This window comes from Marmoricola sp. URHB0036, from assembly GCF_000426045.1.
Classification (GTDB): domain Bacteria; phylum Actinomycetota; class Actinomycetes; order Propionibacteriales; family Nocardioidaceae; genus Marmoricola.
Map to the genome: position 1 here is coordinate 211,122 of NZ_AUEP01000008.1, position 25,695 is coordinate 236,816.

A 25,695-nucleotide genomic window follows, 5' to 3' on the forward strand; every position below is an offset into this window, starting at 1 on the left:
ACCTTAATGGTCGGTCAATGACGCCCGGACGGTGGAGCCGCGGCGTGCCTTGCGCACCTCCAGCTGGGCGGGAATCCGGTTGCGGAGCTCGGGCACGTGACTGACCAGGCCGACCACCCGGCCGCCGTCGCGCAGGGCATCGAGGGTGTCCATCACTCCGTCGAGGGTGGTGGCGTCGAGAGCGCCGAAGCCCTCGTCGATGAACAGGGTGTCGAGCTGGGTGCCGCCTGCCTCGTGGCTGACGGTGTCGGCGAGGCCCAGGGCCAGGGCGAGGGAGACGATGAACGTCTCGCCGCCCGAGAGCGTCGCCGGGTCGCGCTGCTTGCCGCTCCACTCGTCGCGGACGCGCAGGCTCAGCCCACCGCGCTGCTCGCCGGCTCCGCGCTCGTCGGCCTGCTCGAGGCTGAACCGACGCTCGGTCATGGTGCCGAGGCGTTCGTTGGCCGCGGCCACGACCTGGCGCAGCCGCTCGGAGAGGACGTACGCCGAGAGCCGCATCCGCTGCTGGTTGTCCACGCTCTTGCCCTCGACCAGTGCGGCAAGACCGGCCGTCAATGCGTGGTCCTGCCTCACCGGCGCCCAGGCAGCCAGGGCGTCGGCCAGCTCGACGGTGAGGGAGCTCAGCCGGCGTGCGCGCAGTGCTGCCTGCTCGTGAGCGGCATGCATCTCGTCGCGCCGGCGACCAGACTCGGACAGTCGCGCCGCCAGGGCCGGCAGATCCGGGGGATCCGCAACCAGGGCGCTGCGCACCGACTCCTCGGCGAGCACGTCGTCGGCCGCGGCGCGGGCGATGCGCCGCTCGTCGAGCTGTCGGGCCCGAGCAGCGGCCTCACTGCCGGTGAGCACGGCCGCAACCGCCTCGGCCAGGGACTCGAAGCCGGCCTCGAGCGCCGCAGCCTCGGCGGCGGCTGCTGCCTGGGTCAGCTCGTGGGCAGCTCGCTCTCGGGCCACCAGGGCCGCACGCGCCTCGTCGAGCTCGTGCACCGCCCGACGGTGCGACGCCACCAGGCCGCCGACGGAGGTGATGTCGGGGTGATCGGCGAGCAGGGCCTCGAGCTCGCCCCCGAGGCGATCGACGCGGTCGGCGGCGGCGTCGCGCTCGCGACTGCGCTCCTGCAACGAGACCCGGGACGCGGCGAGCTCGGCGGCGAGCGGCTTCTCCTCGTCCTCGATCGCGGCCAGCTCGTCGCGCAACCGCATCGTCTCGCGTGCGGCCGCGGTGCTCGCGGCCGCGGCGGTGGCCGCCGATGCGGCCGAGCGGCGCCAGTGGGGGACGGTGTGGCCGCCGCTCCGGACGAGGGCGCCCTGGAGCCGGGTCGACTGGGTGGTGACGAGCTCCATCACCGTCTGGCGCTCGAAGTCGGCGTTCTCGTGGCGTTCGCGGGCGGCGTCCTCGTCGGCACGACTGATCGCCCCTGATGCCGTCGCGGGCGAGGGATGGTCGACGCTGCCGCAGACCGGGCAGGAGCAGCCGACCGCGAGGGCACCGGCCAGCTCGGCCGCCATCCCGGTGATGCGTCGCTCGCGGAGATCGAGGTAGGCCTGCCGTAGCTCCTGGGCGTGGCTGGTCGCGTCGGCCAGCCGCGCGCGCGTCGCGGTCAGCTCGCCGGTCAGCTCGGCCGCCTCGGCAGCGGCCTCCAGGCCGGCCTGGGCAGCCTCGAGGGCGGCGCGGTCGGCCTGGGCCGTCTCGGCGACCGCCGCTGCCCGGGCGAGGGCCGCGACCGCCTGCTCGCGGGCGGCGAGCAGCTCGCCGGCCCGATCGCCGCGGCTGGCCACCACCGTGGTCAGCCGCGCCGTCTCGGCCGCCAGCGCATCGAGCCGGGAACGTTCGTGCGTGAGCTCTCGCTCGCGCGGCAGCCATGACTCGGCGACGGCACGCTCCTCGGCCAGCCGCGTGCTGGCGGCCACCAGGAGCTCGAGGTCGAGCTGGTCCGCGTCGACGCCGAGGACGGCACACACGGCATCGACGTGGCCGGCGGCTCGGTCCTCGACCTCGGCCAGCTGGGCTTCGGCGGTCTCCATCCGCATCGCCTGGGGGAGCACCGGGGCAGCCCGCCGGTGGGCGTCCAGCGCCGCCGTCACTGCCTTCTCCTCCTCGGTCGAGGAGTCGAGCGAGGCCAGCCTCTGCTGCGCCGAGGTGCCCCTCGCCCTGGCGTCCGTGGCGGCGCGAGCACGGTCGACGGCCTGCTGGTCCTCGGCCACGTCGGCGGTGGCGGCCGCCAGCCCGGCGCGACGACGGTCGAGCTCGGCGGCGGCCGTCGTCAGGCACCCGTCCGACCAGCGATCGAGCGAGCCGTCCTCGGCCACCGGGTCGAGTGCGTGCAGGTCCCAGCTCTCGGGTACGCCGGTGCCGGCGGCCTCCTGGAGCCGGTTGACCACGCCCGCACACACGTCGTGGTGGGTCTGGCAGCGCCGCCTCAGCTCGATGCGCCGCTCGACCAGCCAGCGCTCGACCTCCTCGAACCTCCGCGTGCGGAACAACCGCTGCAGCACGGCGTGGCGCTCGGTCGAGCTGGCGCGGAGGAAGGCCTGGAACCGCCCCTGCGGCAGCATCGCGACCTGGGTGAACTGGCTGCAGGTCATCCCGAGCAGACCGGTGACCAGCTGGCCGGCCTCGTCGAGCCGGTTGGTCAGGGCGATCCACTCACCGGAGCGCAGCTCCTCGACGACGACGTGGGCCTGGACGCGCGTGGTCCCGGACCCGCGTCGCTTGGGCCGCTCCCACGTGGGGGAGCGGGTGAATCGGAGGGTGCGACCGCCGACGCTGACGTCGAGCACCACGAGCGGCTCCGTCTCGGGCGCGGCCTGGTCACTGCGCAGGTGGCGGGCCGTGTGCCGGTCGCCCGGGACCTCGCCGTAGAGCGCGAAGCAGACGGCGTCGAGCACGCTGGTCTTGCCCGAACCGGTGTCGCCGGTGAGCAGGAACAGCCCCCCGGCAGCGAGCTCGTCGAAGTCGACGTGCACGGTGTCGACGAACGGGCCGAAAGCGGTGATCGAGAGCTGGTGGAGACGCATCAGCCCGACACCACGGCGTCTCGCGAGGCCACGAGGTCGGGGTCCTCGGAGCAGCACTCCAGGGCCTCGCGGAGCAGCACGGACTCGGCCTGGGTGGCCACCGCCCCTCCGCGGACATGGGCGACGAAGTCGAGGGCCACGTCGTGCGCCGACCGGCCGGTCGTGGTCACGCGTGGCGAATGGGTCTCGCCGCCACTGGGCGCGAACCGCAGCGCCAACGCGTGCGGGAAGCGGGTGCGCAGGCGGTCCATGGCCTGGAGGGGACGGACCTCGTCGGTGAGCGTGGCCTGCACCCAGGACTGCTCGTGAGGTGTGAACCGCTCGTCGGCGAGCAGTGTGTCGATGGTGCCCTCGAGACGGGCCAGGGACCGGTGGACCGGCGCCGCGACGAAGGCAGCCTCGGCCAGGCCGTCGGCGTCGAGGTCGACGAGCCACGATCCCTTGACGTGGTCGGCCTCGGAGAAGGAGTAGGCGATGGGCGAGCCGCTGTAGCGCACCGTCTCGCTGAGCTTCGCCCGGCCGTGGAGGTGACCGAGGGCGGTGTAGTCGATGCCGTCGAACAGCTCGAGGGGTACGACGGAGACGCCGCCCACCGAGATGTCCCGCTCGCTCTCGCTCGGGAGTCCGCCCGCCACGAACGCGTGCGCCAGCACCACCGAGCGGGTGCCCGCGGGTCGCGTGGCGAGGTCGGCCCGGACGCGGTCCATCGCCGTCGACATCACGGCCCGGTGGGAGCGAGTCGGCAGGGCCCAGGCGCGGGTGAGGACGTCGGGCTCGAGGTAGGGGATGCCGTAGACCGCGACCGGTCCGTGCTCGTCGTCGAGCAGCACGGGCTCGTCGAGCCGGCCGGCGTCGGTGCGCAGGTGGACCCCGGCGAGGTCGACCAGCCGCGAGTTGAAGCCCAATCGACGCTGGGAGTCGTGGTTGCCGGAGGTGATGACCACGCGGGCGCGGGAGGTGCCGAGCCGGTGGAGGGCCTCGTCGGCGAGCTCGACGGCGTCGACGGAGGGCAGCGCCCGGTCATAGACATCGCCAGAGACGACCACGAGATCGACCTGCTGGGTCTCGACCGTCTCGATCAGGTGGTCGACGTACGCCGCCTGCGCGACGAGGAGGTCCTCGCCGTGGAACGACCGGCCCAGGTGCCAGTCGGAGGTGTGCAGGATGCGCATGTTTCAACGGTAGGAGCGGGCGCGGACAGAACGCCTGAGCACACGCCGGATTCCCCAGCGATCAGGTCTGCGTGACGCGATCCGCCCCGGCGTACACCACGCACCGTTGGGCCCGCGTGAAGCCGACGAGCACGAGGCCGGCGTCCTGTGCCAGCGACAGCGCCAATGAGGTCGGCGCGCCGACGGCCACGACGGCGGAGACCCCGGACACGACGGCCTTCTGCACGAGCTCGAAGCCGATCCGACCGCTCAGCACCAGCACGGGCGGGACCGCCGACTGGGAGAGGATCCGCGAGCCGATCACCTTGTCGACGGCGTTGTGCCGTCCGACGTCCTCGCGTACGACGACCCGGGTGCCGTCGGCCTCGAACAGTCCCGCCGCGTGCAGCCCACCGGTCTTGCCGAAACCGGGTTGCTGCTCGGCCAGCTGGTCGGGCAACGAGAGGATCGTCGCGAGGTCGAGGCTCAGTGGCTCGAAGCCGGCGGCGTTGGCCAACACGTCCTGCACGGTGTCGGTGCCGCACACGCCACACGCCGAGTTGACCAGCCGGGCGGTCGGCATCGTCAGCGGGGGAGCGGAGAGGTCGACGGTCACGACGTTGAACTCCTCGAGCGGAGTCAGGGTCACGTCGGTGCAGTACTTGACGCCCGCGATCACGTCCGGTGTGGTGACCCGTTCGTGCACCAGCCAGCCCGCGGCGAGCTCGAAGTCGTTCCCCGGCGTCCGCATCGTCACCGCCACGCGTTGGGCGGGGGAGTGGGGCGCGGCGACCCGGATCTCGAGCGGTTCCTCGGTCGCGACCCGGTCCTCGTGGTCGAGCCGGGTGGCATCGCGGAACTCGACCACCCGCGTGCGTACCGATGGTCCCGGACGTCGCGCCCTCGTCGTGCTCACACGCCTGACTGTAGGCCGAGAATCGGGACGAGACAGGTCTACCGTGGGCGGTGTGCCGGAACCGTCAGGTCCTCGACTGCGTCCCATCCCCATGAAGCGTGCGCTGATGGTGGCCGTCCTCCTGGTCCTCGCCGGGTGCGGTTCGGCCGAGAAGAGTGACGACGGCAGCAAGGCCCGCTCCGACCAGGAGAAGGGCTCGGCCATGGTCGGCGACTGCTCCGCGACCTCCGACCAGGTGACCAGCGCAAAGACGCTCGTCAGCGCCGACCTCGACGGTGACGGGACACCCGAGGCGGTCAAGCTGACGACGCCCGGAGGCGACTGCTCCACCACGCTGTTCGCCAAGCTGGGGGAGGGCTACGTCGCCACGGCTGTCCCGACCGAGCCACCGGCCACCGGTGCCTTCGCCGTCGACCCCGGCACTGGCGGCCAGCTGGTCGTGACCAGGGCCGACCACCCGCGCGGCGGCTACCAGCTCCGCATCTACGTCGCCAGCGCCGACGAGCTCACCGAGCTGAAGGTCGACGGGCAACCGCTGCTGCCGTTCGTGGCCTCCGACGTCCAGGAGCACCCCTGGAGCATCGACTGCTCGGCCGACGGCCTCGTGTTCACCGAGGCCGTCGCGCACGAGCCGATCGGGGTGGTCCCGGCGTGGGACGTCAAGCAGACGACGTACACCGTCGACGGCACCACCGTGACCAAGGGCGCAACGAAGGAGATCGCCGACAACGTGCTGGCGCAGGATCTCGAGGCGAAGTACCCCGCCCTGGTCGAGCACAGCGCCTTCGAGAGCTGCCGCGCCTCGTGACCTGAGTCAGACGACGCGGGTCTCGGGCGTCTGCGCGGCCGTCTTCGCCGGGTCACGCTCCACCACGTCGCCGAGCGCCTCGTCGATCCGGGTCATCAGCTCCGGCGGGATGGTGACCCCGGCGGCCTTGACGTTCTCGCTGACCTGGTCGGGACGCGAAGCACCGACCAGCGCGGCGGCCACGTTGTCGTTCTGCAGCACCCACGCGACCGCCAGCTGCGCCATGGTCAGGTCGAGCTCCTTGGCGATCGGCTCGAGCTCCTGCACCCGGGTCAGGACGTCGTCCTCCATGAAGCGCTTGATCATGTCCGCGCCGCCCTTCTCGTCGGTCGCGCGCGAGCCCTCGGGAGGTGCCTGGCCCGGCTTGTACTTGCCGGTGAGCACGCCCTGCGCGATCGGCGACCAGACGATCTGGGAGATGCCGAGCTCGCGGCAGGTCGGCACGACCTCCTCCTCGATCACGCGGTAGAGGGCGGAGTACTGCGGCTGCGAGGAGATCAGCTGGAAGCCGAGCTCCTTCGACAGCCGGTGGCCTTCGCGGATCTGGTCGGCGGTCCACTCGCTGACGCCGATGTAGAGCGCCTTGCCCTGATGTACGACGTCCGCGAAGGCCTGCATGGTCTCCTCGAGCGGGGTCTCCACGTCGTAGCGGTGGGCCTGGTAGAGGTCGACGTAGTCGGTCTGCAGTCGCTCCAGCGACCCGTTGATCGACTCCATGATGTGCTTGCGCGACAGACCGGTGTCGTTCTTGCCGCGCGGACCGGTGGGCCAGTAGACCTTGGTGAAGATCTCCAGCGACTCGCGTCGTTCGCCCTTGAGCGCCTCGCCGAGCACCGTCTCCGCGGCGGTGTTCGCATAGACGTCAGCGGTGTCGAAGGTGCTGATGCCCTCGTCGAGAGCGGCGCGGACGCACTGCGTCGCGACGTCGTTCTCGACCTGGGAGCCGTGGGTGAGCCAGTTGCCGTAGGTGATCTCGGAGATCTTGAGGCCCGAGTTGCCGAGGTATCGGAATTCCATGTCCCGACCCTACGGGGTGAGGTGATGCGCCTACTTCACCGTGTGGATGACCACCGGGCTCTTCGGCGTACCGTCGCCCGGGCCCAGCTGGGGGTTGTTGCTGGGCGTGCCGATGCCTTCGGCCGCGATGCCCTGCACCAGCTTGAGGCCGGCCGCGTTGACGTGCCCGAAGACCGTGTACGACGGCGGGAACGGGCTGTCCTTGAAGACGATGAAGAACTGTGAGCCGTTGGTGTTCTCGCCGCTGTTGGCCATCGCGAGGGTGCCGGCCGGGTAGCTCTCCTGGCCGGACAGCTCGTCGTCGTAGACGTAACCCGGGCCACCCTGGCCGGTGCCGGTCGGATCTCCGCACTGCAGCACGAAGTAGTCGGTGATGTGCAGGCGATGGCACTTCGTGTCGTCGAAGTACCCCTGCTTGGCCAGGGACAGGAACGAGTTCACCGTGCAGGGAGTGGTGTCGCCGTTGAGGGTCGCCTTGATGTCGCCGCGGTTGGTGGAGATGTTCACGGTGGTGGGCTTCTTGGTGACCGGTGTCCCGGGCGGGAGGTCGACCTTCTTCGCCGCCTCGCGGCCGTCGTCGGTGTAGGTGCACTCGGCGTTCCCGGACGACTTCGGAGTGCTGTCCGAGGAGCCACCGCTGCCGCAGGCCGCCACCATGACCAGCAGCGGTACGACGAGCACGGTGGCGATTCTGGTCCGGGGCATCACCCGCCGAATGGTAGCGACGGCTACACCGCGAGCAGCTGCAGGTAGGCAAGGCCGAGGATGCCGCGATAGCCGCGGAAGTAGGCGTCTCGCTGCCTCCGTGCGCGATCGCGCACCTCGTCCGCGTCCGGGTGATCGGGCTCGTGCGTGGCCAACCAGGTGGCGTAGTGGGCGGTGAAGCCCGACTCGAACGCGTCCCACTCGTCCTGGCTCGCCTCCTGCACGGCGACCGGGACGAAGCCGTGCTCGACGGCGAGGTCGACCAGCTCGGGCAGCGTCACGAACTCGTCGTCACGACCGGCGAGGGGAGCGGTGGCTTCGGGGGTGGGGGAGCGGGACCACACGCCATCGCCGTACAGCACCCGCGCGCCGCGGCGGACGCGGTCCCGGATCCCCGACAGTGCTGCGGCGTAGGGGAGTGGCTGCATCTCCTCGGACTCCTGCCCCCAGACCTGGCTGGCGCCGATCGCGACGAGCACGTCGACCTCGTCGGGGCCGGTGATCGCCCCGTCGCCCGGCAGGAACTGGGTGCGGTCGCCGAGGTGTCGCTCGCGGGCCCGGCGCCGGGCGACCTCGAGCGACTGCTCGTCCAGGTCGACTCCGACCACACGTGCCCGGGGTGCGGCGGCGGCCACTCGCAGGCTGAGCTCGGCCCACCCGCAGCCGACGTCGAGCATGGTCGCGTGCGCCGGCAGGCCGCCGGCCAGCCAGCCCACGAACCCCGTCGCCCGCTCCTCCGAGAGCGGGCTGAGGAACACCATGTCCTCGTGCAGCGGCGGCAGCTCGATGGTCATCGAGCGATCGAGCCGCTGCGGATGCCGTACATGCGGCCGACGACGCGCTCGATGGCGCCGCGGGGGAGTGCCCGGCGCAGCGCGAAGACCGCCGGCGCATTGCTGCCGACGGCGTAGAGCGACGCGGGCGCCTTCTCCTCGATGGCGTCGACGATCGTCCGGGCCACCCGTTCCGGTGCGACGCCCTCGCGCTCGTTGCCGTCGAGGGTCTTGAGCATCTTCTTCATCGCCGGCAGGTGGGGGGAGTCGTCGGCGACGTACTTCGTCCGGCGGGTGCTGATCCCCGTCTTGATCGAGCCCGGCTCGACGGTGGTCAGCCACACGCCGAACGGCGACATCTCGAACCGGGCGGCGGTCGCGAACCCCTCCAGGGCAGCCTTCGAGGCGACGTACGACGACCGGTAGGCGAGCGGGAAGCTGGCCAGCATCGAGCTCACCATCACCACCCGTCCGTACCCGCGACGGCGCATGCCCGGGAGCAGCAGCTGGGTCAGGTGGACGGGTCCGAGCACGTTGATCTGGAAGATCCGCTCCAACGCCGCGAGCGGGATCTCCTCGAGCGGTCCGCTCTGCGACTCCCCGGCGTTGTTGACCAGGATGTCGACGTGGATGTCCTCGGCGTACAGCGCTCCCGCGAAGCCGTCGATGGAGTGCTGGTCGCGAAGGTCGAGCGTGCGATATCGCAGGCCCTCGGGTCGCGCCGAGTCAGGCACCTCGTCGGGGTTCCTGCTGGTGCCGATGACCCGGTAGCCGCGATCAAGAAGGCGCCTGGCCGTGGCCAGGCCGATGCCGGAGGAGGCGCCGGTGACGAGAGCGGTGCGAGGGGTGCTCATGTCACCGGAGACTATTACTGATCCGCGTAGCGGACGGCAGCGTCGAGCTTCTCCTTCAGCAGCTCAGGAGTGACCTGGCGGGGCGTTCCCGGCCACTCGTCGCCAGTGGCGTACAGCCCGGCATAGGCAGCGGTGTCGCGCTGGTAGCGCCAACCCTCCGCGAGCGGGCCGACGTCGTAGGCGTCGTAGCCCAGGTCGTCGAAGAGCGCGGTGACCTGTTTCTTGGCCTCCTCGTCGTCGCCCGCGATCGCCAGCACCGACCGCTCGGGATCACCTGCCGGCCGCTTCAGCGTGGCGAGGTGGTCGAAGTAGATGTTGTTGAGCGCCTTCACCACGTGGGACTCCGGGAGGTGCGCCTGGAGCAGCTCGCTGACGGTGGTCGACTCGTCGTCGAGCTCGGCGATGTGCCCGTCGCGCTGCGGGTAGTAGTTGTTGGTGTCGATCACGACCTTGCCGCGCAGGGGTTCGACCGGGACCTCGCGATAGGCCTTCAGCGGGATCGTCACCACGACGATGTCGCCGGCCGCCGCGGCGTCGGCGGCCGTTGCGGCCCGGGCGCGCGGGCCGAGCTCCTCCACGAGGTCGGCGAGCGTCTCCGGCCCGCGGCTGTGGCTGAGCACCACGTCGTGGCCGGTGTCGACCGCCAGTCGCGCCACGGTGCTGCCGATGTGTCCACTTCCGATGAGTCCGATGGTCGTCATGCTTGCCGCAACAACCTCTACCCTCGGTATATGCCTCCGATCCGGATCGTGCACCCCGACGAGCTCGTCGAGGCGGACCCCACGTCGGGGATGCTGCGCGAGCGAGCCTTCGAGGTGCCGGGGCTGTGGACGGGCCGGTTGACCACGGCTCCTCGGACGATGTCGGGGTGGCACCACCACGACAGCAACGAGTCCGGGCTGTACGTCGTCCGCGGCGTGCTGCGCTTCGAGTGCGAGGGTGTCGAGGGCTACGTCGACGCGCAGGCGGGGGACTTCGTGCACGTGCCGGCCCGCACCGTGCACCGGGAGAGCAACCCCCTGGACGAGCCGTCGCTGTGCCTCATCTCGCGCGCCGGCTTCGGCGTGCCGACGGTCAACGTCGACGAGGCGCCTGCTCCTCATCGGTGAGGAGCAACTTAACGCGCTCCAAAAGGCAGGGGCTGGCCAGGGGACCCCGGCTAGGAGCGCACTTGGACTGGGTATTCAAGCGTCGCTCACGAAGGGCTGGGTCCGGACGGACGCAAGGCGTTCGCGAGAGCCACGAGGCCATTCAGATCGTCGCGCGGAGCACCCGTCGTGGGGGATGCTTCGGCTCGTAAATGCGCTTCCAATATCAGCCTGCCCATGTTTTGCATGAACAGTTGCCTGGCTGCGGGGTCTTCGATCTTTTCGCTGTACACGATCATTGTCCCCATGGCAGTCGCAAGGTCAGCGGACCGCTGGCTCGCGTGGTCGCGATTTCGTGCCCTAGCCAGCAGGACGCCCGCTAGAGCGCCCAGCGCAATCGTCGGGCCCACATGCGCCGCCAGCAATGTGTTTGTTGTGTAGGCAGGACCGCGACCGGCGTAGTGCGCCAGCAAGGGCCACAGGGCGACGAAAGCGGCGGTTACGAGAACCGCAAGTCCAAGACGCCACGCGGCCTTCCCTTCCTTGCCCCTCCTCTCTGCATCTTCTGTGTACAGTGCGTTCGCAGTGCGATCGGAGAGACTGTCGATAAGAAGCGAAACCTGCCCTGCTTTTGTCGTTATGTCCTTCTGGGCGGCGTCGATATTGGAAAGAGCCTGGCCGCTTTGCTGACGAACGGTTTCGGTGAGGCCCGCCAACTCACTCACCCGTGCCTGCGCCGTTGCAACAAGACCCGCCCAACCACCAGATTCCAATAGATTCGGCCACTGCAGGCCCCACATGTCGACGGCGGTCTCGGGCTGATTGTTGGCCAAGAGACTCCACCCCAAATTGAAGGGGTCGAAAGTGCCTGGGCCCCAAGGTGCGGTTTCACGAATCATCTCGAGCACAGCCGGAACCAGTTGCGGCACCGAACTTGCATTGGGGATGACATTGTTGGCGTAATTCGCGAGTACCCAAGGCATGGCCAGCCTTGAACACCGACGAACATCCTCGAGCGCCTGGGGGAATCCTTCGATGCCCAACTGCAGTCTCAAGAAAACGCGCAAACTCATAGCCCACGGCTCCTCACGATCCGCGTATTCGGCGAGGCGCTGCAGGGCTTGGTCCCGCTGCCCGGATTGCCAACTCTGGAATACTTCCGCCGCAACAGCAGGAGCATCAGGGGATCGCAACGGTGGCGCTGATTCCTCATTGACATCCGACATGGCGCGAGGCTATCCGCACGGAAGGACAGTTTGCGACTCCCTGCAACGTCCGCCTGGCGTGCACGAAGAGCAGTCTGAGTAACCCCAAGAAGAAGTCAGGCAACGATGCCGATGCTCTTCAAAGCCTTGGAGAACCCTCCAGCCACGATGGGTGTTCGACCACCCCCCTGGGCATCCCAGAAAACTGCATTCACCCGGGCCAGGCACGCGCATCGAACTGGAACGTGTTCCACTTTCGGCTCCGTCGGGCTAGCGTCAGGGCATGCCGCGCATCGCCGTACCCGATGGACAGGACCCGCTGATGCACCTGTGGGGCGGCGCAGCGCCGGGACTCTCGGTGCCGGCGGCGAAGTTCAGCGACGCGGTGTACAACCGCAGCACGTTGCCGCTGGGGGAGATGGAGGCGGCGCGGATCACCATCGCGCAGATCAACGACTGCAACATCTGTCGCACGATGCGGTCCCCGGACGGGCCCGACGAGTCGTTCTACGAGACGTTGCTCGGGGGAGACCGCGAGGTGGCGGCGCAGGACGGAAGGCTCAGCGAACGGGAGGCGCTGGCCTCGGAGTTCGCCGAGCGGTTCGCCACCGACCACGTGGGGATGGACGACGCCTTCTGGGAGCGGCTGCACGGCGCCTTCGCCGACGAGGAGCTGGTCGAGCTCGGGCTGTGCGTGAGCTCCTGGCTGGCCTTCGGACGGATGAACCGCGTCTTCGACGTCGACGGTCTCTGCCGCGTCCCGGAGGCCCACGTGGGTGGCCGCACCGTCTGAGGACCACTTTGTCGGTGGTGCTGTCTAGCGTGGAGCCAAGACAGGCGATCCTCGAGGAGACACCATGACCACGTTGTCCGACCGACCCAACACCGCACTGATGGTGATCGACGTCCAGAACGGCGTCGTCACCGGCGCGCACGCACGCGACGAGGTGGTGGCCAACATCAACTCACTGGTCGACAAGGCCAGGGGCGAAGGCGTCCCGGTGGTGTGGGTCCAGCATTCCGACGACGACATGCCGCAGGGCAGTCCCGACTGGGAGTACGTCCCGGAGCTGGTCCGCGAGGACAGCGAGCCGCTCGTGCACAAGAACTACGGAGACTCCTTCGAGGGCACCGACCTGGAGGACGTGCTGGCCCAGGCCGGCGTTGGACGCCTGGTGGTCACCGGTGCGCAGACCGACGCGTGCATCCGTTCCACGATCCACGGAGCCTTTGCCCGCGGATATGACGTGACGCTGGTCGGCGACGCGCACACCACCGAGGACCAGACCCAGTGGGGCAACATCCCGCCGGCCGACATCATCCGCCACGTCAATCTCTACTGGAAGTTCCAGGACGCCCCCGGTCGCAGCGCGGGCGTCACCGAGACCAAGGACGTCTCGTTCGCAGGCTGAGGGGAGCGGGGAGCAGTCCTGCCGGAGCTGCTCAGGCGTGGTGACGTCTGGACAGATTGACATAATGTACCTTATCGGCGGTACTTCCCGGATTAGCGGCACCCTCGTGCGTCATACGTTCTGGCCCAGGAGTCGCTCCGGCTCAGCTCGCCACGTACTCCCCGAGGTGCTTGCCTGTCAGTGTCGAGCCGTCGGCCACCAGATCGGCGGGCGTTCCCTCGAAGACGATGCGTCCACCGTCGTGACCGGCGCCCGGGCCGAGGTCGATGATCCAGTCGGCGTGCGCCATCACCGCCTGGTGGTGCTCGATGACAATGACCGATTTGCCGGATTCAACCATTCGGTCGAGCAGATCCAGCAGCTGCTCGACGTCGGCGAGGTGCAGGCCGGTGGTGGGCTCGTCCAGGACGAAGACCTCACCCTTCTCACCGAGGTGGGTGGCCAGCTTCAGTCGCTGGCGTTCGCCGCCGGACAGCGTGGTCAGCGGCTGGCCCAGGGTGAGGTAGCCGAGCCCGACGTCGGCGAGCCGGTCGAGGACCTTGTGGGCCGCGGGTGTGCGCGCCTCGCCGTCGGCGAAGAACTCCTCGGCCTCGTTGACCGACATCGCCAGCACCTCGGCGATGTTGCGGCCGCCGAGCGTGTACTCCAGCACCGAGGCCTGGAACCGGCGACCCTCACACTCCTCGCAGGTCGACTCGACGGTCGCCATCACGCCGAGCTCGGTGTAGATGACACCGGCGCCGTTGCAGGCCGGACAGGCGCCCTCGGAGTTCGAGCTGAACAGCGCCGGCTTCACGCCGTTGGCCTTGGCGAACGCCTTGCGGATCGGCTCGAGCAGTCCGGTGTACGTCGCCGGGTTGCTGCGGCGGGAACCGCGGATGGCGCCCTGGTCGATCGTCACCACGCCGTCCCGGCCGGCGACCGATCCCTGCACCAGTGAGCTCTTGCCCGAGCCGGCGACGCCGGTGAGCACACAGAGCACACCGAGCGGGATGTCGACGTCCACGTCCTGGAGGTTGTGGGTGCTCGCCCCACGGACCTCCAGTGCGCCGGACGACGTACGCACCGACTCCTTGAGGCGGGCCCGGTCGTCGAGATGGCGACCGGTGATGGTGTCGCTCCCCCGCAGCTCCTCGACGGTGCCCTCGAAGCACACGGTGCCGCCGTCGGTGCCGGCGCCGGGACCGAGGTCGACGACGCGGTCGGCGATGGCGATCGTCTCGGGCTTGTGCTCCACGACCAGCACGGTGTTGCCCTTGTCGCGCAGCTGCAGGAGCAGTGCGTTCATCCGCTCGATGTCGTGGGGGTGCATCCCGATGGTCGGCTCGTCGAAGACGTAGGTGACGTCGGTGAGCGAGGAGCCGAGGTGCCGGATCATCTTGGTGCGCTGTGCCTCGCCACCCGACAGCGTGCCGGCCGGTCGGTCGAGCGCGAGGTAGCCCAGTCCGATCTGCGCGAAGGCATCGAGCAGGTGCTGCAGGCCAGCGAGCAGTGGAGCCACCGAGGGCTCGTCCAACCCGCGCACCCAGTCGGCCACCTCGGTGATCTGCATGGCACAGACCTCGGCGATGTTCTTGCCGGCGATCTTCGCCGACCGCGCCTCCTTGCTGAGGCGGGTGCCGTCGCACTCCGGGCAGGTCTGGAAGGTCACGGCACGCTCGACGAAGGCGCGGATGTGCGGCTGCAGCGAGTCGACGTCCTTGGACAGCATCGACTTCTGGATGCGCGGGACCAGGCCCTCGTAGGTGAGGTTGATGCCCTCGACCTTGATCTTGGTCGGCTCCTTGTAGAGGAGGTCCTGGCGCTCCTTCTTGGTGTACTTCCCGATCGGCTTGTCGGGGTCGAAGAAGCCGGAGCCCTTGAAGATCCGGCCGTACCAGCCGTCCATGCTGTAGCCCGGGATGGTGAGTGCGCCCTCGTTGAGCGACTTGGTCTCGTCGTACAGCGCGGAGAGGTCGAAGTCGTTGACCGAGCCCATGCCTTCGCAGCGCGGGCACATGCCGCCCTGGTAGACCGCGTTGCGGACGACGCTCTTCTCTTCGCGACCGCCCTTCTCGGTCTTCATCACGCCGCTGGCCGTGCGCGTCGGGACGTTGAATGCGAACGCGGTGGGTGGTCCGACGTGCGGCCTGCCGATGCGGCTGAACAGGATCCGCAGCATGGCGTTGGCGTCCGTCGCGGTGCCGACGGTGGACCTCGGGTTGGACCCCATCCGCTCCTGGTCGACGATGATCGCCGTCGTCAGCCCGTCGAGTACGTCGACCTCGGGCCGCGAGAGAGACGGCATGAAGCCCTGCACGAACGCGCTGTAGGTCTCGTTGATCAGCCGCTGTGACTCGGCGGCGATCGTGCCGAAGACCAGCGAGCTCTTGCCCGATCCCGAGACGCCGGTGAACGCCGTCAGCCGTCGCTTCGGGATCTCGACGTCGATGTCCTTGAGGTTGTTCACCCGTGCGCCCTGGACGCGGATCATGTCGTGGGAGTCGGCGGTGTGCTCCATGCCTGGCGATTCTCCTCGGCTCGTGCGGTCAGTCGTCGGGCAGTGCCGCGAAGCTCTTCTTGGTGTCCTTGTACCAACCCATGCCCTTGATCGGGTGCTTCCACCTGCCCTTCATGTCGTTGAGCGCCGGCTCGTGAGCGGTGTCGCCCGCGGCGACGGCATCCCGGAGGTGCTTGTCCTGGGCCTTGATCACCTCGTCGGCACTCTCGCCCCGCAGCTCGAGGTCGCACGCTCCCCCGAGCTGCCTGCACGTCATCGTCTTCATGATGCCTTCACCTCGTTGATGCGGACGGTGTTGCCGGCCGGGTCACGGAACGCGCAGTCGCGGATGCCGTAGTGCTGGTCGGTCGGTTCCTGCATGACCTCGGCGTTGCTGGCCTGGAGCTTCTCGAAGAGTCCGTCGAGGTCGTCGGTGGCCAGCGTGAGCATGGCCAGCGTGCCCTTGGCCATCATCTCGGTGAGCGTACGGCGCTCCTCGTCGGTGACGCCCGGGTCGGCACCTGGCGGGTAGAGCACGACGTTCACGTCGGGCTGGTTGGGCGGTCCGACAGTCAGCCAGTGCAGGCCGTTGTAGCCGACGTCGTTGCGCAGCTCGAAGCCGAGCTTGTCGCAGTAGAAGTCGACCGCGGCATCGCGGTCGTCGTGCGGGAGGAAGGCCGAGTAGATGTTGATGTCCATGCCGAGAACGTTAGGAGGCGCTCGACGGCTGCGCTTCTCTGTTCCTGATCGACTTGGCCCTGACCGGCCGAGTGACCTGCTTGGCCACGCAGGAGGGCATCGCCGCCGTCGACTCCGTCGCCTCACGCATGTAGACGCTGGGCGGGACGCCGACCAGCTCAGTGAACCGGGTGCTGAAGGTGCCGAGCGACTGGCAACCCACAGCGAAACAGACGTCGGTGACGCTGAGGTCGCCCTTGCGCAGCAGCGCCATCGCCCGCTCGATGCGCCGCGTCATCAGGTAGGAGTACGGCGAGTCGCCGTACGCCGCCCGGAACCGACGACTCAGGTGGCCCGCGGACATGTGCACGCCTCGGGCCAGTGCCTCGACGTCCAGCGGCTCGGCGTACTCCCGGTCGATCCGGTCCTTGACCTGGCGCAACAGCCGAAGGTCACGCAGATGTTGCTCCGAGGCGCGTGTGCTGGTCACGTCCGCGATCGTACGACGGACCACCGGACTCCTCGGTGAGCAACGGCAGCGTGAAGCAGAACGTCGACCCGACCCCGAGCTCGCTCTCCACCCAGATCCGTCCTCCGTGGCGCTCCACGATCGCCTTGGTGATCGGCAGCCCCAGACCGGTGCCGCCCAGCTTGCGGCCGTCGACCTGCTGCACCTGGTGGAAGCGCTCGAAGATCGACTCGAACTCCTCGGGCGGGATCCCGCGTCCCTCGTCCCGGACCGACACCAGGATCTCGTGGTCCGCGGGGACGGCACTGAGCTGGACGGTGCCGCCGCGGTGGGTGAACTTCAGTGCGTTCCCGAGCAGGTTGACCAGGGCCTGCACGATGCGGTCCGCGTCGCACAGGGCGCTGCCGGCTGCGTCCGTGATCTCGATCGTCACCTCACGCTCGGCCGCCAGCGGCACCAGCGAGTCGGCGGCGTCGACCACGAGTGGAGCCAGGTCCTCGGGCCGCGGCCGGATGTCGAAGGTGCCGGCCTCGAGCCGCTCGATGTCGATGATGTCGTTGACCAAACGGGTGAGCCGTTCGGTGCCCCGCGCCCCGACCTCGACGACCCGCTGGGCCTGGTCGGGCAGCTGGCCGGTGTCACCGTCCGCGAGCATCTCCAGCGAACCGCGGATCGCCGAGAGCGGAGTTCGCAGCTCGTGACTGACCGAGCTGACGAACTGTCGCTTCATGTCGTCGAGGACCGTGCGCTCGGTGATGTCGCGGAAGATCACCACGGCGCCGTCCACGCCGGCGGGTCCCGCCATCGGCGCGGCGGTCACCTCGACCGGGAACTCGGTGTCATCGGAACGTCGGTAGGTCCGGGCCGACTGCGTGACGGGCTCGCCGAGAGCCATCACCATGCTGACCAGGCACTCGTCGTGCTGCTCGGTGCACAGGGCCCGGCAGGAGTCACGGCCCAGCAGCTCGCCGGCGTCCCATCCCAGGAGCTCGGCGCCGGCCGGGTTGACGAAGGAGATCCTCCGCTCGCGGTCGACCCCGAAGATGCCCTCCCCCACCGAGTCGAGGATGCGCTCGTGCTGCTCGGAGAGGTGCTCGAGGTCCTGGGTGCGCGCGGCGACGCGCCGCTCGAGCGCGGCGTGCAGGCGTTGGTTGTCGAGGGTGCGGGCCAGCTGCCGGGTTCCGGTCAGCGCCAGCACGGTCGCTGCCAGCGACCACTCGGCCCACCCGTCCAACCCGTCCACGGCGCACACGGCGAGAGCTGCCAGGGCGATCAGGTCGGGCAGCAGCATGGCCAGCCAGCCGGTGAGGTCCCGACGCAAGGTCCGGGCCCAGGTCGCCGACCGGGCCGCGTTCAGGGCAGCCAGGGCCAGCAGGGCAGGTGCGAGGACGTAGGCCATGTCGACGGCCGTGCCGGCGTAGTCCTGGCCCCGCACCGACATCAGCGCGAAGCCGTTGTCGGCGAAGGTCCACACCGCGAAGGCGGCGGCGATCAGCACCAGGTCGAGACGCGGGCGACCACTGCTGCGCAGTAGGAGCAGGGCGGCCAGCGCCGCCATCAGCGCGTCGGTGATCGGGTAGATCGCGTACACGAAGGAGTCCCAGCCGATTCCCTCGCTCGCGACCACCTCCCCCAGCACCACCAGCTCGCTGATCAGCAGCAGGGCGCTGCCGAGCACGACGATGTCGAGCAGTAGTCGAGCCCGGGCACCTGGCTCCCAGCGCCCGACCGGGTAGAACACCAGGCCGAGTGAGGCCGGGACCAGCCCGAGCAGGTACATCGTGTCGGCCACCGAGAGGATCGAGTGGAACCCGTCGGCGGTGCCGTAGCGGTACCAGAGCAGGTCGGCCACGGTCCACATCGCCATGGTGGTGCCGAACAGGATCCACGACCGGCGCAGACCTCCGGGAGTACGCCAGGCCACCACGAAGCAGCACACCGTCGCCACCCCGGTCAGGCCGGTGCTGATCCAGTCTCCGGACAGCACCGGATCAGCCGACATCGGCCGCAACGCGATGACCACCAGGGTGACCACGAGGGCGCCGAGCCACAGGGCGACGCTGTGCAGCCAGGAGCGATCGCTCGGTGGGCTGCGGTGCCGCATGGGACTCCCTGGGTACGCCGATGCGGTCCCCCGCGCCGGGTGGTTCGATCTCGATGATCGCACCCAGAACCGGGCAAGAGCGCTAAATCACATTAAAACGCGCTGGGGGTCACTCGTCGTCGATGGTGTGCATGGCGGCCTCCTCGGCGCTCGCGCCGGCACCGTCGATGCCCTCGTCTTCGGCGACGAGCTCACCGTCGATGCCCTCGTCTTCGGCGACGAGCTCGGAGTCGACGTCCTCGTGCGAGCCCTCGTCAGGAGCGAGCAGCCGTCCGGTGCGGGCGCCGCCGACCTCCCCGCCGACGTCGCCGTCGAGGATGTCGACATCGGCCTCCTCCTCCACGCGGGCCCACACCTCCGGCTCCTCCTCGTCGAGCCGGTCCTCGATGGACTCACCGCCCTCGGGGTGGCGCAGGTGGTCGGGCTCCCGCTCGGGCGGCGAGTAGCCCTCGTCGAGCACGTCGTCGACTCCCCGGTCGTCCAGGGTGTCCTCGGGCTGAAGCTGGTCTCCACTCATGTCCCGACCGTACCCATGCGGGTGGTTCAGGATGCGGCGGCGTCCAGCACGGTGTCGACGAGCTCGAGGAGCTGACGCATCGAGCCGCCCTTGACGACGTACCGGTCGGCGCCGGCCTCCATCGCCTTCTCGGCCAGGGTGCTCTGGTTGAACCCCGAGAGCACGATCACGCGGACGCCGGGCACGGCGGCCCGGATCAGCGGCAGTGCCTCGAGGCCGTCCATGCGGGGCATCGCCAGGTCGAGCATGACGAGGTCGGGTTGCAGCTCGGAGGCGAGCTCGACGGCCGCCAGGCCGTCTGCCGCCTCACCGACCACGGTGAGCCCGTTGCGTGTCTCCATCCGCGCTCTCAGCAGCATCCGCAGGTCCTCGGCATCGTCGACGACGAGGACGCGGTGGGAGTCGTTCTGCTCGATGTTCTCCTCCTGGTGAGCAGCGGCGGCGTCGGGCGATACCCCGATCGATGCCGGGGTGGTCCGCACGAGGTCGCCGGGCTGCAGCCCCTCTCCGTCGAGAGGTTCGAGCAGGTCGTCCATCATCGCTCGGGCTGCGGACAAGGTCTGGTCGAGGTAGGCCCGCGACGAGGGCATCGACCCCTGTTCGAGGGCGTACGACGCGGCGACCAGCCCTTGCACCACGTTGTCGTTGATCTCGAGGGCCTGACGCCGCCGCAGATGGGCCTCCCCCAGCCGGGTGGCCAGTGCCTCCTGAGCCAGCCGGGGCTCGGCGTCGCGCAGGTAGAGCGCCATGAACGCGTCGCCGGTGTCCTCCTCCGAGCTGACCGCTGCCGTGGTGATGTCGAGCACCAGGTCACGCCCGTCGAGGCTCCGGGCCGCGGCCGCGTCACCGTCGATGTCGGGCCAGCCCGGCAGGATCTCGGCGATGGCGTGCCCCTGCGGCTCTGCGCCGAGCAGCTCGCGCGCCTGGGGGTTGTGGCTGAGGATGCACTGGGCCTCGTCGAGCACCAGGATGGCGTCCGGTGCCGACTCCACCAGGCTCTGGAAGCGGGCCGACATCTGCGCCTTCTCCCCGTCGGCGAGCACGCGGTCGGTGATGTCGATGCAGGTGCCGCGCATGCGCACCGGCACCGAGTCGGGCCCCATCACGACCTCGCCGTTGGTCAGCAGGTGCCGGACCGCGCCGTCGGGCCGGACGATGCGCTCGACCACCTGCCAGGGCTCGCCGGTGGCGTAGGCCTTCTGGTGCAGGGCCTGGATGCGCTCGCGGTCGTCGGGGTGGACCAGCTGCAGGAACCGCTCGTACGACGCGTTGAACGACTGCGGCTCGTGCCCGTAGATGCGGAACAGCTGGTCGGACCATCGGTTGGTGTCGGTCGGGATGTGCCAGTCGTAGTCGCCCATGTTGGCCAGCTGCTGGGCGTTGTCCACGCGCGCAGCCAGGTCGACGAGGTGCTCCTGGGAGACCGCGCGCCCGACGGCGGTGTCGACGTAGGACAGGGCGAGCTCGAGGGCGGGCGAGACGTGCGCGTCGGTGTCGGTATCGGTATCGGGCCAGGCGAGCAGCAGGAGCCCGACGTGGCCGGGAAGCTCCTGTACGGCGACGTGGCCGATGCCCTGAGCGCCCCAGCTGCCGGGGACCCCTGTGCCGGTCAGCGTGGGCCCGGTGGCGGCGATGCCGGCGAGGTCCTCGACGGGCAGCGCGACTCCGTCGTGGGCCACCACTGGTCGAGGTGCGGAGTCATCGGTCTGGTCTGCAGCGCTGACCAGCAGGACGGCCTCGGCGCCGGCGAGCTGACGCAGCAGCGGCAGGGCGGCGACGACCGCCCGGTCGGGCTCGTGCACGCCGGAGAGCACACCGGCGAGTTCGAACAGCTGCCCCAGCTGGGCCGTGGATTCCATGTAAACGCTTTCTAGGGTGTGTCCCGCGTGCTTGGACTCTACGTCTGTGGCTCGTGGGGCGCGATACGAAAGCCGGACAAGGGCCGCGGGACGCCGGAGTCCCCAGGATGTGAGACGAGCGGTCTAGCCCGGTGCCGGACTCGGGTCTACGGTCCTGTCCGTGAGCGTTCCAGAAACGGATGCCGGCGGCGCTCTCGTCGTACGCCGCGCCACCCCGGACGACGCCGTGGCGTGCCAGGCCATCTACGCGCCGTACGTGCGGGACACCGTGATCAGCCTGGAGATGGACCCGCCCTCGGTTCCGGAGGTCCGGGACCGGATGGAGCGGTCCCTGGAGACCCACGACTGGCTGGTGCTCGAGGACGACCTCGGCGTCCGGGGCTACGCCTACGGCAGCGCCTACCGGAGCCGCGCCGCCTACCGGTGGGCGTGCGAGGTCAGCGTGTACGTCGAGACCGGTCGCCGTCGCACCGGAGCCGGGCGGGTGCTCTACGAGGCGCTGTTCCCCCGGCTGGTCGACCGCGGCTACCTCACGGCGCTGGCCGGGATGACACTGCCCAACCCGGCCAGCGAGGCACTGCACCGGAGCCTGGGCTTCGAGGACGTCGGCACCTGGCGGCGCATCGGCTGGAAGTTCGGCGCCTGGCACGACGTGCTCTGGATGCAGCGCCGGCTGGCGGCCGGCAGCGAACCACCAGCGGAGCTCAGCTGACCTCGAGGTAGACCTTGATCGCGGTGCGCTCGTCCATCGCGCGGTAGCCCTCGGCGACCTTGTCGAGGGGCAGGGTGAGGTCGAAGACGAGCCCTGGGTCGACCGTGCCGTCGGTGACGAGCTCGAGGAGCTCGGGCAGGTAGCGGCGCACCGGGGCCACACCCCCGGCCAGCCCGATGTTCTTGCTGAACATCCGGCGCACCGGGAGCTCGACCCCGTGCGGCACCCCGACGAAGCCCACGGTCGACCCCGGACGGGCGCACGCGAACGCCTGCTTCATCGAGTCGTCGGTGCCCACGCACTCCAGGACGGCGTCGGCGCCGACCCCGTCGGTGAGCTCCTTGATGCGCTCGGCACCCTCCTTGCCGCGCTCGGCGACGATGTGGGTCGCCCCGAACTGGCGGGCGATCTCCTGGCGCTGCTCGTGGCGCGACATCGCGATCACCCGCTCGGCCCCCATCTCGGCCGCGGCCAGCACGCCGCACAGGCCGACCGCGCCGTCGCCGACCACGACGACGGTGTCGCCGGGGCTCACGTCGGCCGAGACCGCGCAGTGCCAGCCGGTCGGGAAGACGTCGGAGAGGGTGAGCAGCGAGGGCAGCAGCGAGGCCGGCGGCATGCCGTCGGTCTTGACCAGGCTGCCCTCGGCCTGGGTCACTCTGGCGTACTCGGCCTGCCCGCTCTGGGTGAAGCCGACGTTGACGCACGCGGAGTGGGCGCCGGCCCGGCAGTGGGCGCAGGTGTTGTCGCAGTGGCAGAACGGCGCGATCACGAAGTCGCCCGGCCCGAAAGAGCTGACCCCGCTGCCCACCTCCTCCACCACACCGATCATCTCGTGCCCGATGGTGTCGCCCGGCGTGATGTCGTTCTCGCCCCGGTAGGGCCACAGGTCCGAGCCGCAGATGCAGCCGGCGGTCACTCGCACGATGGCGTCCGTGGGCGCCTCGATGCTGGGTGTGGGGCGCTCCTCGAGGCGGATGTCGCGGGCTGCGTGGATGGTGGTGGCGCGCATGACACGCATGCTGCCATGTGCGGTCCTATCTCATATCTGAGATACAGTCGCGCGGTGACTGAGGACTACCTGGCCCGCATCGGCAACCTGATCCGCGACGCCCGCAAGCACCGTGGCTGGACCCAGCAACAGCTGGCCGACGAGCTGGCCACCAGCCAGAGTGCGGTCAACCGCATCGAGCGCGGCCACCAGAACCTGTCCCTGGAGATGATCGCCCGCATCGGCGAGGCCCTCGACTCCCCCATCGTCAGCATCGGCCAGGGACCGACGCACCTCCGCGTCACCGGACCCACCACGCTGCACGGTGCGATCGAGGTGAAGACCTCCAAGAACGCCGGAGTCGCGCTGCTGTGCGCGTCCCTGCTCAACCGTGGCCGTACGACGCTGCGCCGGGTCGCCCGGATCGAGGAGGTCAACCGGCTGCTCGAGGTGCTCGACAGCATCGGGGTGAAGTCCCGCTGGCTCAACGAGGGCAACGACCTCGAGATCACTCCGCCCCCGAACCTCGACCTGAGCGGCATCGACGCGACTGCCGCCCGTCGTACCCGCTCGATCATCATGTTCCTCGGCCCGCTGCTGCACCGGATCAGCGAGTTCGAGCTCCCCTACGCCGGCGGCTGCGACCTCGGCACCCGCACCGTCGAGCCGCACATGACCGCGCTGCGTCCCTTCGGGCTGCAGGTCAAGGCGACCGAGGGCAACTACCACGCCAGCGTGCAGCCCGGGATCTCGCCGACGCGCCCGATCGTGCTGATCGAGCGCGGCGACACCGTCACCGAGAACGCGCTGATGGCGGCGGCGCTCTCCGACACCACGACGACGATCCGCAACGCCAGCTCGAACTACATGGTCCAGGACCTGTGCTTCTTCCTGCAGAAGCTGGGCGTGGAGATCCAGGGCATCGGCACCACCACCCTGGTCGTCACCGGCTGCACCGAGATCTCCCGCGACGTCGACTACGCGCCGAGCGAGGACCCGATCGAGGCGATGTCACTGCTGGCGGCCGCCATCGTCACCGACTCCGAGATCACCGTGAAGCGGGTCCCGATCGAGTTCATGGAGATCGAGCTGGCCGTGCTGGAGGAGATGGGATTCCGCTACCGGCTCTCCGAGGAGTACCTCGCCGCCAACCAGCGCACCCGCCTCGTCGACGTCACCACCCAGCACTCCCTGCTCCGCTCCCCCATCGACAAGATCCACCCGATGCCGTTCCCGGGGCTGAACATCGACAACCTGCCGTTCTTCGCGGTCATCGCGGCCACCGCGCAGGGCCAGACGATGCTGCACGACTGGGTCTACGAGAACCGCGCCATCTACCTGACCGAGCTGAACAAGCTCGGCGGCCGGGTGACCCTGATGGACCCCCACCGGGTGATGATCGAGGGCCCGACCCGCTGGTCGGGTGCCGAGGTGGTCTGCCCTCCGGCCCTCCGTCCGGCCGTGGTGATCCTGCTGGCGATGCTGGCCTCGAAGGGCACCTCTGTGCTGCGCTCGACGTACGTCATCCACCGTGGCTACGAGGGCCTCGCCGACCGGCTCAACGAGCTCGGCGCCCAGATCGAGACCTTCCGGGACCTCTGAGGCGGCTGGCAGCTTCATCACACGTGTCGTGAAGCTGTGGCGACCCGATCAAGGCTTCGATCGCAACGCCAGTTTCACAGCACCGGTGGTGAAACCTCACCCCGTGAACAGCGAGTCGACGTACGACCGCGCCTTGGCCCGCGGAGGCGGGGCCACCATGTCGGGCGTGATGCGGGGCAACCGGGCCGTGTCGGTCGACCGGTGGGCGTGCCAGTCGTTCTCGCCCTCGACCAGGGAGCCGAGGTCGGCACGGTCCAGGAACACGCCCTGGCAGGACTCGCACTGTCGGACAGTCACCCGCCCGTGGGAGCGCGCGGCCATGGCGCCGCCGCACTTCGGGCACGTCATCTCCTCCATGTCTCGCACCGTACTCCCCCGCCCGGGAGCACCTGAGTAGGAACGCGGATGGCCCGGGCGGCGATTCGGGAGCACCATCGCAGGGTGCCGGTGAATACTGCTCGCGTGACCGCGGAGACCCCGGCGGGGAGACCCTCGCCAGTGACGGGGTTCGGCTATCTCGACTCGGTGCTCGACCAGCCGGGCTCGGTGATCGCGATGGCGCATCGGGGCGGCGGCCTCCACCCCGAGATCCCCGGCACCGAGAACACGCTGCACGCCTTCGCGCACGCTGTCGCGCTGGGCTACCACTACCTCGAGACCGATGTGCACGCCACCAGTGACGGGGTCCTGCTCGCCTTCCACGACCTGGTGCTCGACCGGGTCACGGACTCCCAGGGAGAGCTGTCGCGACTGACCGCCGACGAGGTGCGCAAGGCGCGCATCCGTGGCGCGCACGCCGTGCCCTCGATGGCCGAGCTCCTCGAGGAGTTCTCCGACTGCCGGTTCAACATCGACATCAAGTCGGCTGCGGCCGTGCAGCCGCTCGTCGACCTGGTCGAGCAGACGCGAAGCCACGACCGGGTCTGCATCGGGTCGTTCTCCCAGCGCCGCCTCGACACCTTCCGCCGGGCCACCGGCGGCCGGGTCGCGACCTCGGCGGCCCCGACCGAGGTGGCCGTCTTCATGGCGCTGCCCTCGGGCCGGGCCGCGCGGTTCGTCACCCGCCGACGGGTCGCGGCCCTGCAGGTGCCTCATCGTCGGGGACCGCTGCCCATCGTCACCCGCTCGCTCGTACGACGCGCCCACGCGGCCGGCGCGCACGTGCACGTGTGGACCGTCGACGAGCCGGCGGAGATGGACGAGCTGCTCGACCTGGGCGTCGACGGCCTGATCACCGACCGGACCGACGTGCTCAAGCAGGTGCTGATGAGGCGCGGACAATGGAGGGACCACCCATGATGTTCACCCCACGAAGCCACTCGCACCTCCGCGGGGGCCCC

25 protein-coding genes are annotated in these 25,695 nt (G+C 69.7%); 7 read left to right on the plus strand and 18 right to left on the minus strand.

The genetic code is table 11. From position 1 onward, the window contains the following. Nucleotides 1-3: 3 nt before the first annotated feature. From H976_RS0110615 to H976_RS0110625, 3 genes are all read right to left on the minus strand, one after another. Nucleotides 4-3,015 carry an AAA family ATPase gene (locus H976_RS0110615; protein ID WP_027861525.1) on the minus strand — a complete coding sequence of 1,004 codons (3,012 nt, stop codon included), beginning with the start codon at nt 3,013-3,015 and terminating at the stop codon, nt 4-6. Further along, entirely contained in the window at nt 3,015-4,187 is a 1,173-nt protein-coding gene (locus tag H976_RS0110620; RefSeq protein WP_027861526.1) for an exonuclease SbcCD subunit D, read from the minus strand. Before H976_RS0110620 ends, H976_RS0110615 begins: the two co-directional genes overlap by 1 nt. 61 nt (nt 4,188-4,248) lie before the next feature. Continuing rightward, nucleotides 4,249-5,082: a formate dehydrogenase accessory sulfurtransferase FdhD gene (locus H976_RS0110625; protein ID WP_027861527.1), complete on the minus strand. Its 834-nt coding sequence runs from the start codon at nt 5,080-5,082 to the stop codon at nt 4,249-4,251. Nucleotides 5,083-5,173: 91 nt separating this feature from the next. On the opposite strand from H976_RS0110625, the gene H976_RS0110630 reads away from it, so the two are divergent. Next, nucleotides 5,174-5,890: a hypothetical protein gene (locus tag H976_RS0110630; RefSeq protein WP_027861528.1), complete on the plus strand. Its 717-nt coding sequence runs from the start codon at nt 5,174-5,176 to the stop codon at nt 5,888-5,890. A gap of 6 nt (nt 5,891-5,896) precedes the next feature. Here H976_RS0110630 and H976_RS0110635 read toward each other — a convergent pair whose 3' ends face one another. From H976_RS0110635 to H976_RS0110655, 5 genes are read right to left on the minus strand one after another with little or no spacing between them, the layout of a single operon-like run. Beyond that, nucleotides 5,897-6,907, minus strand: a complete 1,011-nt coding sequence (locus tag H976_RS0110635; RefSeq protein ID WP_027861529.1) for an aldo/keto reductase family protein — start codon at nt 6,905-6,907, stop codon at nt 5,897-5,899. Between the two features lie 30 nt (nt 6,908-6,937). Continuing rightward, complete coding sequence (locus H976_RS25715; protein ID WP_155918159.1) at nt 6,938-7,612, minus strand: peptidylprolyl isomerase; 675 nt, start codon at nt 7,610-7,612, stop codon at nt 6,938-6,940. A 23-nt stretch (nt 7,613-7,635) separates the two neighbouring features. Next, on the minus strand, nt 7,636-8,406 hold the full coding sequence (locus tag H976_RS0110645; RefSeq protein ID WP_027861530.1) for a methyltransferase domain-containing protein: 771 nt from the start codon (nt 8,404-8,406) through the stop codon (nt 7,636-7,638). Next, the gene (locus H976_RS0110650) at nt 8,403-9,239 is read right to left on the minus strand and encodes an SDR family oxidoreductase (protein ID WP_027861531.1); all 837 of its coding nucleotides are present in this window, start codon (nt 9,237-9,239) and stop codon (nt 8,403-8,405) included. Before H976_RS0110650 ends, H976_RS0110645 begins: the two co-directional genes overlap by 4 nt. A 14-nt stretch (nt 9,240-9,253) precedes the next feature. Next, nucleotides 9,254-9,940: an NADPH-dependent F420 reductase gene (locus tag H976_RS0110655; protein ID WP_036225792.1), complete on the minus strand. Its 687-nt coding sequence runs from the start codon at nt 9,938-9,940 to the stop codon at nt 9,254-9,256. 30 nt (nt 9,941-9,970) lie between these two features. Here H976_RS0110655 and H976_RS0110665 point away from each other — a divergent pair, with 30 nt between their 5' ends. Beyond that, nucleotides 9,971-10,348: a cupin domain-containing protein gene (locus tag H976_RS0110665; protein ID WP_036225794.1), complete on the plus strand. Its 378-nt coding sequence runs from the start codon at nt 9,971-9,973 to the stop codon at nt 10,346-10,348. A gap of 86 nt (nt 10,349-10,434) precedes the next feature. Here the strand turns inward: H976_RS0110665 and H976_RS29935 are convergent, their stop codons facing one another. Further along, nucleotides 10,435-11,553, minus strand: a complete 1,119-nt coding sequence (locus tag H976_RS29935; RefSeq protein ID WP_155918161.1) for a hypothetical protein — start codon at nt 11,551-11,553, stop codon at nt 10,435-10,437. Between the two features lie 262 nt (nt 11,554-11,815). On the opposite strand from H976_RS29935, the gene H976_RS0110670 reads away from it, so the two are divergent. Beyond that, on the plus strand, nt 11,816-12,325 hold the full coding sequence (locus H976_RS0110670; RefSeq protein WP_027861534.1) for a carboxymuconolactone decarboxylase family protein: 510 nt from the start codon (nt 11,816-11,818) through the stop codon (nt 12,323-12,325). 64 nt (nt 12,326-12,389) lie between these two features. Then, nucleotides 12,390-12,944 carry a cysteine hydrolase family protein gene (locus tag H976_RS0110675; protein ID WP_027861535.1) on the plus strand — a complete coding sequence of 185 codons (555 nt, stop codon included), beginning with the start codon at nt 12,390-12,392 and terminating at the stop codon, nt 12,942-12,944. Nucleotides 12,945-13,086: 142 nt separating this feature from the next. Here the strand turns inward: H976_RS0110675 and H976_RS0110680 are convergent, their stop codons facing one another. From H976_RS0110680 to H976_RS25725, 7 genes are all read right to left on the minus strand, one after another. Then, nucleotides 13,087-15,444, minus strand: coding sequence for an excinuclease ABC subunit UvrA (locus tag H976_RS0110680; protein ID WP_027861536.1), 2,358 nt, complete (start codon nt 15,442-15,444; stop codon nt 13,087-13,089). 28 nt (nt 15,445-15,472) lie between these two features. Beyond that, the gene (locus H976_RS0110685; RefSeq protein WP_027861537.1) at nt 15,473-15,709 is read right to left on the minus strand and encodes a DUF1059 domain-containing protein; all 237 of its coding nucleotides are present in this window, start codon (nt 15,707-15,709) and stop codon (nt 15,473-15,475) included. Then, nucleotides 15,706-16,122 carry a VOC family protein gene (locus H976_RS0110690; RefSeq protein WP_027861538.1) on the minus strand — a complete coding sequence of 139 codons (417 nt, stop codon included), beginning with the start codon at nt 16,120-16,122 and terminating at the stop codon, nt 15,706-15,708. The genes H976_RS0110685 and H976_RS0110690 overlap by 4 nt, the downstream gene beginning before the upstream one ends. A 10-nt stretch (nt 16,123-16,132) precedes the next feature. After that, nucleotides 16,133-16,591, minus strand: a complete 459-nt coding sequence (locus H976_RS0110695) for a helix-turn-helix transcriptional regulator (protein ID WP_027861539.1) — start codon at nt 16,589-16,591, stop codon at nt 16,133-16,135. Continuing rightward, nucleotides 16,554-18,674, minus strand: a complete 2,121-nt coding sequence (locus H976_RS28750) for a cell wall metabolism sensor histidine kinase WalK (RefSeq protein WP_051276661.1) — start codon at nt 18,672-18,674, stop codon at nt 16,554-16,556. Before H976_RS28750 ends, H976_RS0110695 begins: the two co-directional genes overlap by 38 nt. A 109-nt stretch (nt 18,675-18,783) precedes the next feature. Continuing rightward, on the minus strand, nt 18,784-19,191 hold the full coding sequence (locus H976_RS0110705; protein ID WP_027861540.1) for a DUF5709 domain-containing protein: 408 nt from the start codon (nt 19,189-19,191) through the stop codon (nt 18,784-18,786). A 26-nt stretch (nt 19,192-19,217) separates the two neighbouring features. After that, on the minus strand, nt 19,218-21,050 hold the full coding sequence (locus H976_RS25725; RefSeq protein ID WP_051276663.1) for a response regulator: 1,833 nt from the start codon (nt 21,048-21,050) through the stop codon (nt 19,218-19,220). Between the two features lie 160 nt (nt 21,051-21,210). Between H976_RS25725 and H976_RS0110715 the strand changes: the two genes are divergently transcribed. Next, nucleotides 21,211-21,762 carry a GNAT family N-acetyltransferase gene (locus H976_RS0110715; protein WP_027861541.1) on the plus strand — a complete coding sequence of 184 codons (552 nt, stop codon included), beginning with the start codon at nt 21,211-21,213 and terminating at the stop codon, nt 21,760-21,762. On the opposite strand, the gene H976_RS0110720 is transcribed toward H976_RS0110715, so the two are convergent. Beyond that, nucleotides 21,755-22,774 carry a zinc-dependent alcohol dehydrogenase family protein gene (locus H976_RS0110720; RefSeq protein ID WP_027861542.1) on the minus strand — a complete coding sequence of 340 codons (1,020 nt, stop codon included), beginning with the start codon at nt 22,772-22,774 and terminating at the stop codon, nt 21,755-21,757. The genes H976_RS0110715 and H976_RS0110720 overlap by 8 nt on opposite strands. A 54-nt stretch (nt 22,775-22,828) precedes the next feature. On the opposite strand from H976_RS0110720, the gene H976_RS0110725 reads away from it, so the two are divergent. Then, nucleotides 22,829-24,355 carry a UDP-N-acetylglucosamine 1-carboxyvinyltransferase gene (locus H976_RS0110725; RefSeq protein WP_027861543.1) on the plus strand — a complete coding sequence of 509 codons (1,527 nt, stop codon included), beginning with the start codon at nt 22,829-22,831 and terminating at the stop codon, nt 24,353-24,355. A 96-nt stretch (nt 24,356-24,451) separates the two neighbouring features. Here H976_RS0110725 and H976_RS30345 read toward each other — a convergent pair whose 3' ends face one another. Then, nucleotides 24,452-24,712, minus strand: coding sequence for a zf-TFIIB domain-containing protein (locus H976_RS30345; protein ID WP_036225798.1), 261 nt, complete (start codon nt 24,710-24,712; stop codon nt 24,452-24,454). A gap of 105 nt (nt 24,713-24,817) precedes the next feature. On the opposite strand from H976_RS30345, the gene H976_RS0110735 reads away from it, so the two are divergent. Continuing rightward, on the plus strand, nt 24,818-25,654 hold the full coding sequence (locus H976_RS0110735; protein WP_231388857.1) for a glycerophosphodiester phosphodiesterase: 837 nt from the start codon (nt 24,818-24,820) through the stop codon (nt 25,652-25,654). The last annotated feature ends 41 nt before the right edge of the window (nt 25,655-25,695 follow it).